Genomic DNA, 12093 nt, shown 5'->3' on the forward strand with positions numbered 1-12093 from the left:
AAGCTCATTCGGTATCGCAGGCTCTTTGCGTCGGGACATATCGGGCTCCTTCTTTCTCGTTATGCCCGCCCGCACACGAAATTCCTGACACTCCCAGGCTGAACGGGGGTTGGCTTGTAAACCCCTCAACAAATCCGTTCCCCGGCGAAGGCCTGGGCCCAGTTTCTAGGTCGCCGAAGAAGCGGGACAACGATGCGTGGGAGGCACTTTCCTCCCACCGCCAACGCCCAGCAACTGGACCCCGGCCTCCGCCGGGGTAGAGCCCCCTTCACCCCCGCCGGACCACCACCGCCCCCGCAATCACCAGCGCGACACCGATGACCTTCCCCAACGTCACGGGCTCAACCCGCACCCCGAACAGCCCGAAATGGTCGACGATCAGCGCGGCGACCAACTGGCTGGCGATCGCCGCCGTCAACGCCACCGAAATCCCCAGCCTCGGCGCGGCATAGGCCAGCACCGCCACGAACCCCGCGCCATAGAAGCCGCCCAGCCAGGCCCAGCCGGGCGCGCCCTTCAGCGCCGCCGGACTGGTCCGATCCATTACCGCCCAGGCCACCGCCAGCACCACCGTCCCGATCAGGAACGAGGTCAGCGCGGCCAGCACGACCGACCCCGACACCTTGGCGAGTTCGGCATTGGTCGGCGGCTGGATCGCCAGACCGATACCGGCGATCAGGACCAGGACGAGCGGAAAGACAGCAGCCATCCGCGCTCAACGCCAGCCAAGCCGCTTCGTTCAGCCCGAGCGCAACAGCGCCACGCCCGCATCCCGCTCGAACAGATAAAGCGCCGTCCGCGCCGCCTGGCCTCTCGGCGCCTCCAGCCCGCCATCGCGGTCGATCAGCAGCCGCGCATCGTCCTGCGCGCATTGCATCAGGTCGGCCATATTCTCAGGGGTCGCGAGGCGGAATGCCATCTCCCCCGATTGCCGCGTGCCGAGCAACTCGCCCGCCCCGCGCAGCCGCAGATCCTCCTCGGCGATGCGGAAGCCGTCATTGGTCTCGCGCATCAACGCGAGCCGCGCCCGCGACGTCTCCGAAAGATGCGAACCGCGCAGCAACAGACAGCGCGACAGCCCCCCGCCCCGCCCGACACGCCCGCGCAGCTGGTGCAGCTGGGCCAGGCCGAAGCGGTCGGCATGTTCGATCACGATCAGCGTGGCGTTGGGCACGTCCACCCCCACCTCGATCACCGTCGTCGCGACCAGCACGCCCAGCCGCCCGCCCGCGAACGCCTCCATCACGGCGTCCTTCTCGGCGGGCTTCATCTTGCCATGGACGAGGCCGACCCGATCCCCGAACCGCGCCCGCAGGCTCTCGGCGCGCATCTCGGCGGCGGCGAGGTCCGACTTCTCGCTTTCCTCGACCAGCGGGCAGACCCAGTAAGCCTGACCGCCATCGGACAGATGCCGCCCGAGCGCGTTGACCACCTCGTCCAGCCGGTCCTCCGACACCACGCGCGTCTCGATCGGCTGGCGACCGGGGGGCATCTCGTCCAGGCGGCTGACATCCATCTCGCCATAATTGGCCAGCGTCAGCGTGCGCGGGATCGGCGTCGCGGTCATCGCCAGCAGATGCGGCGGCGCCTTGCCCTTGGCCGACAGCATCATCCGCTGCGCCACACCGAAGCGATGCTGCTCGTCCACCACCACCAGCGCCAGGTCGCGGTACGTCACCGTCTCCTGGAAGATGGCGTGGGTGCCGACAAGGATGTCGATCTCCCCCGCCGCCAGCGCCATCAGCGTGGCCTCGCGCGCCTTGCCCTTGTCGCGGCCCGTGAGCACCGCGATCTCGACCGGCAGCCCGGCGAGCGTCTTGCGCAACGTCTCATAATGCTGGCGCGCGAGGATTTCGGTCGGGGCCAGCATCGCTGCTTGCGCCCCCGCCTCGACCGCGATCAGCATCGCCATCGCCGCGACCAGCGTCTTGCCCGCGCCCACATCGCCCTGGAGCAGCCGCAGCATCGGCGCATCCTGCGCGAGATCGCCCTCGATCTCGCGCACCGTCCGGCTCTGCGCGCCGGTCAGCGTATAGGGCAGCCTGAGCATGTCCCGCAGCCGTCCGTCGCCGTTCAGCGCCCGCCCGCGCCGCTTGCGGGTGTCGGCGCGGACCAAGGTCATCGCCAGCTGGTTGGCGAAGACCTCGTCATAGCCCAGCCGCTCTCGCGCCTTCGCATCGGCGGGGTCCGCGTGGATGCGGGCGAGCGCCTCTTTCCAGTCGGGCCAGCCTCGCTGCGCCTTCAGCCCCGGCTCGATCCATTCGGGCAGTTCGGGCGAACGCTCTACCGCCTGCGCCGCCAGCGCGCCCAGTCGCCGCGAGGTGATCCCCTCCGACAGCGGATAGATCGCCTCGCGCTCGCGAAACCCCTCGGCGCTGTCGCCCAGATCGGGATGGACGATCTGCAAATCCTGGCCGTAGAGATCGAGGCGGCCCGAGACGACCTTGCTCTCGCCGATGGGAAGCAGTTTCTTCACCCAGCCAGAATTGCCGCCGAAATAGACGAGCGCGACGCTGTTGCCGCGCGCATCCTCGGCGCGCACCCGTGTCGGCCCACGTGGGGAGGAAGAAACGCGGTGCTCCTTCACGGTCAGCGGGATGGCGATCACCCGCCCCGCGTCCGACACCATCAGTTCGTCGCGGGGAAAGCGGTCGATATGCCCGGTCGGCAGATGAAAGGCGACATCGACCACGCGCGCGATGCGCAGGCGTTCGAGCGGCTTGGCGAGGCCGGGCCCGACGCCTTTCAGCGACGTGACCTCGGCGAACAGCGGATTGAGGATATCGGGACGCATGACTAGATGGGTCTGTATAGCCTCTGCTTCGCGCGCCGCCAGAGCGTGCGGAGCCTATTCTCGTTGGATCGGAATCCCATGGACCACGAAACCCGTATCAAGCGCCTTCGCTTCCGCGCATGGCATCGCGGCACCAAGGAAGCCGATCTGATGATCGGCGGCTTTTTCGATGCGCATCACGAGACGCTGAGCCCCGAAGAGCTTGACTGGTTCGAGGCGCTGCTGGAGGAACAGGATGTCGACATCATGGCCTGGGCCATCGGGACGCAGCCCTGCCCGCCGCAATGGGACGGTCCCGTGATGCAGCGGATGCGCGCGCTGAATTTCGTGCCGATCGCCCGCTAACATCGTCGCCCCAGCGCAGGCTGGGGCCTTTGGCGGCTGTTCTTCCCTTGCCGCACAAGATCCCGGCCTTCGCCGGGATGACGGATGAAGGGGAAATTTCCCGCGACACGCGTTTGGCCCTTTGCTTTCCCCAGCTTCGGAACCCCATGCCCGATATCAAGACGATCCTGACCGCCAAGAGCCCGCTGACCCTGTCGGGCGTTCCGGCGGGGTTCCTGCCGGTGCTGCTGGCCGACCTGTCGCGCGCCGCGACGACCCGCGCGGTCTTCATCTGCGCCGACGAAGCGCAGATGCGCGAGCTGGCCTCGACCGCGCCCTATTTCGCGCCCGAGCTGGAGATATTGCAGATTCCGGCCTGGGACTGCCTGCCCTATGACCGCGCCTCGCCGACCCTGCGCGTGATGGCGGAGCGGATCGCGGGGCTGCACCGGCTCCAGGCCAAGCCGAAGACGCCGCAGCTGGTGCTGACCACCGCCAATGCCGCGACCCAGCGCGTATTGACGCCGTTCCGCATCCGCCAGCTGGTCGCGCGCCTGGCCCCCGGCGAGCGGATCGGGCTGGAAAGGCTGTCCGCGCTGCTCCAGGCGAACGGCTATGTCCGGACCGAGACGGTCCACGACCAGGGCGAGTTCGCGGTGCGCGGCGGACTGGTCGACCTGTTCCCCAGCGGCGAGGAACAGGCGCTGCGGCTCGACTTCTTCGGCGACGAGATCGAGAGCGTGCGCACCTTCGACCCCGCCGACCAGCGGACCACGGGGCGGATCGAGGGCTTCACCCTGCTCCCCGCCTCCGAAGCGCTGCTCGACGAGGAATCGATCAAGCGCTTCCGCACCCGCTATCGCGAGACCTTCGGCGCGACCGCGACCGGCGATCCGCTCTATCAGGCGGTGTCCGAGGGGCGTCGCATGGCGGGGATGGAGCATTGGCTGCCGCTGTTCGAGGAGAAGCTGTCGACGCTGTTCGACCATCTCGGCGACGGCGCGGTCGTCGTGCGCGACAATGGCGTCGCGGCGGCGGCGAGCGGCCGGTTCGACGCGATCGCCGACTATTACGAGAACCGCAAGCGTGCCGAGGCCGCGCAACCGGGCAGCTTCCGCCCGCTGCCCGCCAAGGCGCTTTACCTGACGGACAAGGAATGGGGCGAAGGACTGGAGGCGGCGACCGCGCACCTCGTCTCGCCCTTCCACGAGCCCGAAAGCGCCACCGTCCTTGATTTCGAGGTGGACGGCGCGCGCGACTTCGCCCCCGAACGCGCGGCGCACGCCAATATCTATGAGGCGGTGGTCGATCATGTCGAGGCGCTGCGCAAGGAAGGCCGCAAGCCCGTCCTCGCCAGCTATTCGGTCGGCGCGCGCGAACGGCTCGGCAGCCTGTTGAAGGATCATGGCCTGAAGGGCGCCAAGGCCGCCGAGAGCTGGCAGGAAGCGCTGGGCATCGCCGATACGGCGAAGAGCTTCGGTGTCGCGCTGGTCGTCCTGCCGCTCGACCATGGCTTTACCGCGCCGGGCATCGCGGTGCTGACCGAGCAGGACATGCTGGGCGACCGGCTGGTCCGGCGGCAGAAAAGGCGCAAGTCGGCCGACGCTTTCCTGGCGGAGCTGGCGACGCTCTCGCCCGGCGATCTGGTGGTGCACTCGGATCACGGCATCGGCCGCTATGAGGGGCTGACCTCGATCCCCGTGGGCAAGAGCCCGCACGACTGCGTCGCGCTCTCCTATGCGGGCGGCGACAAGCTGTATGTGCCGGTCGAAAATCTCGAAGTCCTGACCCGCTACGGCTCGGGCGAGGACGGCGCGACGCTGGACCGCCTCGGCGGCGAGGCGTGGCAGCGGCGCAAGTCGAAGATGAAGGAGCGCATCCGCGAGATCGCGGGTGAGCTGATCGCCACCGCCGCCGAACGCGCGCTGCGCCCCGGCGAAGTGGCCGAGCCCGACAGCGCGGGCTATCCGGCGTTCGTCGACCGTTTCCCCTATGAGGAAACCGACGATCAGGACCGGGCGATCGACGATGTGCTGGGCGACCTGACCGCGGGCAAGCCGATGGACCGGCTGATCGTCGGCGATGTCGGCTTCGGCAAGACCGAGGTGGCGTTGCGTGCCGCCTTCGTCGCGGCGATGGCGGGGATGCAGGTGGCGGTGGTCTGTCCGACCACGCTGCTCGCGCGCCAGCATTACAACAACTTCGTGGCGCGGTTCGAGGGCTTCCCGATCAAGATCGGCCGCCTCTCCCGCCTGGTCACCGCAACCGAGGCCAAGAAGGTCAAGGACGGCGCGGCCTCGGGCGATATCGACATCGTCGTCGGCACCCATGCGCTGCTGGCCAAGAATGTCGAGTTCAAGCGGCTCGGCCTCGTCATCGTGGACGAGGAACAGCGGTTCGGCGTGACCCACAAGGAACGGCTGAAGGCGCTCAAGGCCGATGTGCATATGCTGACGCTGACCGCCACGCCGATCCCGCGCACGCTGCAAATGGCGATGTCGGGCCTGCGCGAGCTGTCGGTGATCCAGACGCCGCCGGTCGACCGTCTGGCCGTGCGCACCTATGTCATGCCTTGGGACCCGGTGGTCCTACGCGAGGCACTGCTCCGCGAACATTATCGCGGCGGGCAGAGCTTCCTCGTCACCCCGCGCGTCGCCGACCTGCCGGATATCGAGGAATATCTGCGCAAGGAGGTGCCCGAGGTCCGCTATGTCGTCGCGCACGGCCAGATGTCGCCGACCGAAGTCGAGGAGCGCATGTCGGCCTTCTACGACCGCAAGTTCGAGGTGCTGGTGTCGACCACCATCATCGAGAGCGGCATCGACATCCCGTCCGCCAATACGATGATCGTCAACCGCGCCGACCGCTTCGGCCTGGCCCAGCTCTACCAGCTGCGCGGGCGCGTCGGCCGGTCGAAGACGCGCGCCTATGCCTATATGGTCACGCCGCCCGAACGGATGATGACCGAGGCGGCGGAGAAAAGGTTGAAGGTGCTGTCCGACCTGGATTCGCTGGGCGCTGGCTTCCAGCTGGCCAGCCACGACCTCGACATTCGCGGGGCGGGCAATCTGCTCGGCGACGAACAGTCGGGGCATATCAAGGAGGTCGGTTACGAACTTTATCAGTCGATGCTGGAAGAGGCGATCCTGGAGGCCAAGGCGGGTGGCGCGTTCGAGAAGAAGCGCGACTTCTCGCCCCAGATCACCGTCGATGCGGCGATCCTGATCCCCGAGGACTATGTCCCCGATCTCGACCTGCGCATGGGGCTGTATCGCCGCCTCAACGACCTGGAAAAGCACAGGGAAGTCGAGGAATTCGCCGCCGAGATGATCGACCGCTTCGGCCCGCTGCCCGAGGCGACCGACAATCTGATCCAGGTCATCAAGATCAAGCTGAACGCCAAAACGGCCTGCATCGCCAAGATGGACGTCGGCCCGCGCGGGGTGCTGATCAGCTTCCACGACAATCGTCCGCCCAATGTCGACGGTCTGTTCGCCTATGTCGAGCGGCTGGGCGACCTCGCCAAGCTGCGCCCCGACGGCAAGCTGGTCCTCAACCGCGCCTGGCCCGACGCCAAGGCCCGGCTGCACGGCGCGCTGCAACTGTCGAAGGGATTGGCGAAAGCGGCGGGGTAAATAGCGTCGCCCCAGCGCAGGCTGGGGCGACAACATGTGCCTAGCTGCTGTGATCCGCGACGATCTTCCAGCCGTCGGCGCGGTGCTCGAAGACCAAGGTGGTCATCCCGCTCTCGTCCTTGGCGCCGCCCGTCAGCATCCAGCGCGCGAACAGGATGCGCCGCTCGCCGATCCGCTTGCATTCGAGAAAGGCGAAGCGCAGCTGTCCCCGGCTGTTGCCGCCGGCTGCGAAGCTCTTCCGGTAATTGTCGGCGATCGCGGCCTTTCCGCGAACCAGCCCCTTGCTGCCGACGAAAACCGCATCGGGGGCATAGATCGCCATGAAGCGGTCCAGATCGCCCGCATTCCATCCCGCCGCGCTCGCCAGCATCGTCGCGCGGATCGCCGCTTCCGCCGGATCGACGGCGGGGGCCGCCGCATGGGCGGCCATCGGGGCCAGCGCGACCGCCGCCATCACCATCACTTCGCGCATTCCATCTCCTCCTCGACCATCGCGAGCAGATCGGGCTCGTCGAGCGGTGCAGCGCGCAGGAAACCCTGATAGGTCTCGCAGCCCAATCGGCCGAGCAACTGCGCCTGCTCATGCGTTTCGACCCCCTCGGCGATGATGCCCATGCCCAGTTGCGTCGCGATCCCGATGACCCCGCGCACCACCACCCGGTCGCGCTGCGATCCGTCGACCTCGGCCACCAGCGTGCGATCGAGCTTCAGATAGTCGATCGGCAGGCTGGTCAGATAGGCGAGGCTGGAATAGCCGGTCCCGAAATCGTCGATCGCCACCCGGACGCCCGCCGCGCGCAGCGTGTCGAGCACCACCGCCGCACGGTCGAGCTCGCTGATCAGCCCCGTCTCGGTGATCTCCACGGTCAGCCGGTCGAGAGGAAAGCCGCTTGCCGCCACCCGGTCGAGGAACAGCCGGGCAAAGCCCGAGCGGCCGACATCGGCGGCGGTGATGTTGATCGACAAGCGCAGCTTGGCCAGCGGCGCGGGCCAGCATGCCGCGCGCTGCAACGCGATCTGCTGGATATGGTCGGACAGCGCCAGCCCCAGATCGGCGCGCTCGGCCGCCGCGAACAGGGGATCGGCCCCCAGCGGCCCCAGCGTCGGATGCCGCCAGCGCGCCAGGGCCTCGACGCCGGTGATCCGTCCGGTGGCGATCGCGACCTGCGGCTGGAAGACGATGTCGATCTCCCCCCGCTCGATGGCATGGTGCAGATCGGCGCCCAGCACGTCGAGCGGCGCGGCATCGCCCGGATGGGCAAAGCGCAGCATCGCCCCGTCGCTCGCCCGCGCCTTGCGCAACGCCTCGCCCGCGCGGGTCAGCAGCATGCCGGGGTCCTCGCCGGGGCGATGCTCGGCCAGGCCCAGCCGCACGCCCAGCCGGATCGGCACCGCCCCCGCCTGGAACGGCAGCGCGAGCAGCGCCTCCAGCGTCTCGGCGATGGCGCGCCCCTCGCCCGGTGGCGCGATGCCCGCCATGACGAACTCGGCGCCGCCCGACCGCGCGACGATCGCCCCGTCGCCAAAGGCCTCGGCCGCCGCCGCCTGGATTCGCGCCTCGACCCCGCGCAGCAGCATGTTGCCCGCCGGACGCCCATGCGCGGCATTGACCAGGTCCAGACGCGACAGCGATATGACGATCGCGACGCAAGGATGACCGCGACCGATGGTGTCGGCGATCCAGCGATGGATCTCCCCCACCTCGCCATCGGCATGGCTTCGCCGCCGCCGCACGTCGAGCGTGCGCCGCGCGTGCCGATCCGCCATCTTCAGCGCGGCGCGGATCATCGCATCGTCGGCCCCCGGCGTCAGGATATGGGTCGCACCGGCAGCCAGAAAGGCGTCCAGCGTCATGCCGTCGCCATCGGGAACCGCGACCAGCATCGCCGCCCCCGTCGCCGCGATCACCGCGCCGAGCGCCTGCGCCGCGCGCAGTCCGGCATCCCCGTTCCACCGCGCATCGATCAGCGCGATGCGCGCCTCGCTCGTCAGGAAGGACCCGATCAGCGTGTCGCCACCGGGCGGATCGCCGTCGCGCGGCGCCATCGACCAGATCGCCCAGCCCGCGCGGATCACCGCCTCGTCCAGCGTGGGCATGGCTTTGCCGGATGCCGGGTCGCCGGGGTGGAACGAAAGCGCAAAGACCGCCGTTCCCCCCATGTGGGCGTTAAATCCGAATTCATCCTGCGTCATGAACGCATCCTATCCCCCGGCATCGGCATCACCAACGCCTATCCGTCTTGTCGACGTCCCGTCATGGGTCTAGCGATATGACCATGGGTTGCGCCTCCGCCTCACCCGGTGGGTCCTCGCGTGGGTCCCTTGTCGACCAGCATGGCCGGACCATCCGCTACTTGCGGATTTCGGTCACCGACCGGTGCGACCTGCGCTGCCGCTACTGCATGGCCGAGCAGATGACCTTCCTGCCGCGTGCCAAGCTGCTGACCCTGGACGAAATCGCGATCATCGCCGAGCGGTTCATCGCGCGCGGCGTGACCCGGATCCGCCTGTCGGGCGGTGAGCCGCTGGTCCGGCGCGACGTCGCCGATCTGGTCCGGCGGCTGGGCAGCCATGTCGGGCAGGGCCTGGACGAACTGACCATGACCACCAACGGCACCCGGCTGGCGGATCATGCCGGGGCGCTGGTCGATGCGGGCGTGCGGCGAATCAATGTCAGCCTGGACAGCCGCGATCCCGAACGGTTCCGCTACATCACCCGGCACGGCGACGTCGCGCAGGTGATCCATGGCATCCTGTCCGCGCGCGACGCCGGCCTGTCGGTCAAGATCAACATGGTCGCGCTCAAGGGGCTGAACGACGACGAGATCGGGGCGATGCTCGCCTGGTGCGTGGCCGAGGGCCTCGACCTGTCCTTGATCGAGACGATGCCGCTCGGCGCAATCGACGAGGATCGGGTCGACCGCTTCCTGCCGCTGACCGAGATATTCGACCGGCTGTCCTCGCAATTCCCGCTCGTGCGCGCCGGGCATCGGACCGGGGGCCCCGCACGATATTGGCAGGTCGAGGGCACCGGCACGCGGCTGGGCCTCATCTCCCCGCTCACCGCCAATTTTTGCGACGGTTGCAACCGGGTGAGGCTGACGACCGAGGGCAAGCTGTATATGTGTCTGGGCCATGAGGATCAGGTGGATTTGAAGGCGGCCCTGCGCGAGGGCGGGCTGCGCGCGCTGGACGAGGCGATCGATGCGGGTCTGGCGGCCAAGCCCGCGCGACACGATTTCCGGATCGAGGCGGGATCGGCCCCGGCGGTGTCGCGTCACATGAGCGTGACCGGCGGATGACGCTTCCCGTCCGGCGGGCGCTGGTCGCCTCGCCCACCGCCCCGGCGCAGGCCGCGGTCGCCGATCTGCAGAACAGCGCCGACTGGGTCGATTTCGACGAAGCCGATTATGTCATCGCACTCGGCGGCGACGGCTTCATGCTCCAGACGCTGCACCGGATGCTCGAGCGGCGGCGTGGCCCGGTGCCGGTGTTCGGCATGAACCTGGGCACGGTCGGCTTCCTGATGAACGAGTGGCGCGGCTATGGGCTGGAGGACCGGCTGGCCCGCGCCAAGCCGTTCCGCGTCACCCCGCTGAAGATGACGGCGACCGGGATCGACGGCCGCGTCCACACGCTGCCCGCGATCAACGAGGTGTCGCTGCTGCGCGAGACGCGCCAGACCGCCAAGCTGGAGGTCATGGTCAATGGCCGCATCGTCCTGCCCGAACTGGCCTGCGACGGCATCCTGGCTGCCACTCCGGCCGGGTCGACCGCCTATAATTTCTCGGCGCAAGGGCCGATCCTGCCGCTCGGCTCCGCGCTGATTGCGCTGACCCCGATCAGCCCTTTTCGTCCCCGGCGCTGGCGTGGGGCGATCCTGCCCGACAAGGCGCGCATCTCGATCCGCGTGCTCGATCCCGGCAAGCGCCCCGTCTCGGCGGTGGCCGACCAGCGCGAGGTGCGCGACGTGGCGCAGGTCGATATCTGCATGGACCGCTCGCGCGAGCTGACGCTGATGTTCGATCCCGAACACGCCCTCGATGATCGCATCACGATGGAGCAGTTCGTCGCCTGACCGGCGACGGGGGAGCAATTCATCGCCCAACCCGCATTTTATCCACAGCTTTGACGGCGGGGCTTACGCGAAACCGTCAAAAAAGGGGTTGCGGCTTTTTTCGAGCCCTTTATAGGACCCCTCCACAGCGCCGGAACATTCCCTGATAGCTCAGCGGTAGAGCTCTCGACTGTTAATCGAGCGGCCGTAGGTTCGAATCCTACTCAGGGAGCCACCGTCGTTGTTTTGGATGGAGCCCCCCCCTTTCAGGGGGAGTACCGCCCCCTCCTGGCGAACCAACGTTAGCCAGTAAGTCGAATGGCTTACGGAACGTGGTAGACAGTTCGCCGTCTGCAAATGTGCAGTTCGATAGCACGAGATTCAGAGCCCTGCGCTTGCTGGAAAGAGGCAGCGTTTCAAACCGGTGATGAGCTGTGCGGGCAAAGTCGACGAGTGCGATTCCGTCGTCGATCACGTCATCTTCCGCCGAAGCAAGACTCTCAAGGTCGCGGACGCACCCGTCTCGCTCCTCCCTCCATGTAGTTGCTACGCGATCGTGAAACTCGCTCGTTACCCGCCCCTCAATTTTGTCGAGGTAGAGGGTGTCGAGTCGGTGCTGGAGGCGATCGGCTTCCGCTCGAACCTTTGCCACGCGCTCGTCGCGCTCGCGGATCTCGTTTGCTCGGCTTTCGCGAATCGCCTGTCCGATCATCCGAAATACGTCATCGTCCAACCTCAATTTCCTGAGCTGGGCCGCAAACATGAGGTCCAGCACCTCTTCCCGAACGTAGGGCTCCGGGCACCGCGCTTTGAACTTAGAGCAGTGATAATAGATGTACCTGCCCTTCTTGATCTCGGCCGTCATCGCACACCCGCAATGACCGCAGGTCATCAAACCGGTGTACGCGAACGCGTGGCGATTCCCGTGAACGTTCGAAATGCTTCGCCCATCCAGGATTTCCTGCACATTCATCCATGTCGCGAACGTCGTCAGAGGTGTGTGCGACCCTCATACAGTTTGCCGAGCCACTCGAAGGATCTTGTATAAATCCGGCTCCGCAAAATCCTGTGGACGCCGCTCGACCCAACCGGCTTTCCGGTTCGGCGGTAGCGCAGACCGGCGACCCGAGCCTTGCGAGCGACCTCGCTTAGGTGTTTGATCCCAGAGTTTGATGGTGTGATCCTTTGGCTGGGATGGAAGGAAGCCGCATGGGACAAGTTCGTCATGGGTGCGCCACGACCACGCACGCCGTCCGAGCAGCAATACAGCGCGCCAAGCTTCG

9 protein-coding genes and 1 tRNA gene are annotated in these 12093 nt (G+C 67.4%); 5 read left to right on the plus strand and 5 right to left on the minus strand.

Features of this window, described 5'->3' with window-relative positions; translation table 11 throughout:
* Positions 1–268: 268 nt before the first annotated feature.
* Positions 269–709 (minus strand): DMT family transporter, encoded by a 441-nt coding sequence (locus tag ABIC44_RS19280; protein WP_309701967.1) that lies wholly within the window; start codon positions 707–709, stop codon positions 269–271.
* Positions 710–739: 30 nt separating this feature from the next.
* A complete protein-coding gene (gene recG / locus ABIC44_RS19285; RefSeq protein ID WP_354297038.1) occupies positions 740–2794 on the minus strand; it encodes an ATP-dependent DNA helicase RecG in 2055 nt (684 codons plus the stop codon).
* A gap of 78 nt (positions 2795–2872) precedes the next feature.
* Here recG and ABIC44_RS19290 point away from each other — a divergent pair, with 78 nt between their 5' ends.
* Both ABIC44_RS19290 and mfd read left to right on the plus strand, forming a co-directional pair.
* Positions 2873–3139, plus strand: coding sequence for an FAD assembly factor SdhE (locus ABIC44_RS19290; RefSeq protein ID WP_061779069.1), 267 nt, complete (start codon positions 2873–2875; stop codon positions 3137–3139).
* Positions 3140–3285: 146 nt separating this feature from the next.
* Positions 3286–6753 (plus strand): transcription-repair coupling factor, encoded by a 3468-nt coding sequence (mfd, locus tag ABIC44_RS19295; protein WP_354297039.1) that lies wholly within the window; start codon positions 3286–3288, stop codon positions 6751–6753.
* 40 nt (positions 6754–6793) lie between these two features.
* Here the strand turns inward: mfd and ABIC44_RS19300 are convergent, their stop codons facing one another.
* Together ABIC44_RS19300 and ABIC44_RS19305 are read right to left on the minus strand one after the other, a co-directional pair.
* Positions 6794–7225, minus strand: coding sequence for a YybH family protein (locus ABIC44_RS19300; RefSeq protein ID WP_354297040.1), 432 nt, complete (start codon positions 7223–7225; stop codon positions 6794–6796).
* Entirely contained in the window at positions 7213–8946 is a 1734-nt protein-coding gene (locus ABIC44_RS19305) for a putative bifunctional diguanylate cyclase/phosphodiesterase (RefSeq protein WP_354297041.1), read from the minus strand. The genes ABIC44_RS19300 and ABIC44_RS19305 overlap by 13 nt, the downstream gene beginning before the upstream one ends.
* 77 nt (positions 8947–9023) lie before the next feature.
* Here ABIC44_RS19305 and moaA point away from each other — a divergent pair, with 77 nt between their 5' ends.
* From moaA to ABIC44_RS19320, 3 genes are all read left to right on the plus strand, one after another.
* Positions 9024–10055, plus strand: a complete 1032-nt coding sequence (moaA, locus tag ABIC44_RS19310; protein ID WP_387431545.1) for a GTP 3',8-cyclase MoaA — start codon at positions 9024–9026, stop codon at positions 10053–10055.
* Positions 10052–10831 (plus strand): NAD kinase, encoded by a 780-nt coding sequence (locus ABIC44_RS19315; protein WP_307099591.1) that lies wholly within the window; start codon positions 10052–10054, stop codon positions 10829–10831. The genes moaA and ABIC44_RS19315 overlap by 4 nt, the downstream gene beginning before the upstream one ends.
* A 139-nt stretch (positions 10832–10970) precedes the next feature.
* Positions 10971–11045, plus strand: a tRNA-Asn gene (locus ABIC44_RS19320).
* On the opposite strand, the gene ABIC44_RS19325 is transcribed toward ABIC44_RS19320, so the two are convergent.
* Positions 11031–11783 (minus strand): recombinase zinc ribbon domain-containing protein, encoded by a 753-nt coding sequence (locus ABIC44_RS19325; RefSeq protein WP_354297042.1) that lies wholly within the window; start codon positions 11781–11783, stop codon positions 11031–11033. The genes ABIC44_RS19320 and ABIC44_RS19325 overlap by 15 nt on opposite strands.
* Positions 11784–12093: the final 310 nt, after the last annotated feature.

The sequence above is a fragment of the Sphingomonas sp. 1185 genome, assembly GCF_040544655.1.
Lineage (GTDB): Bacteria > Pseudomonadota > Alphaproteobacteria > Sphingomonadales > Sphingomonadaceae > Sphingomonas.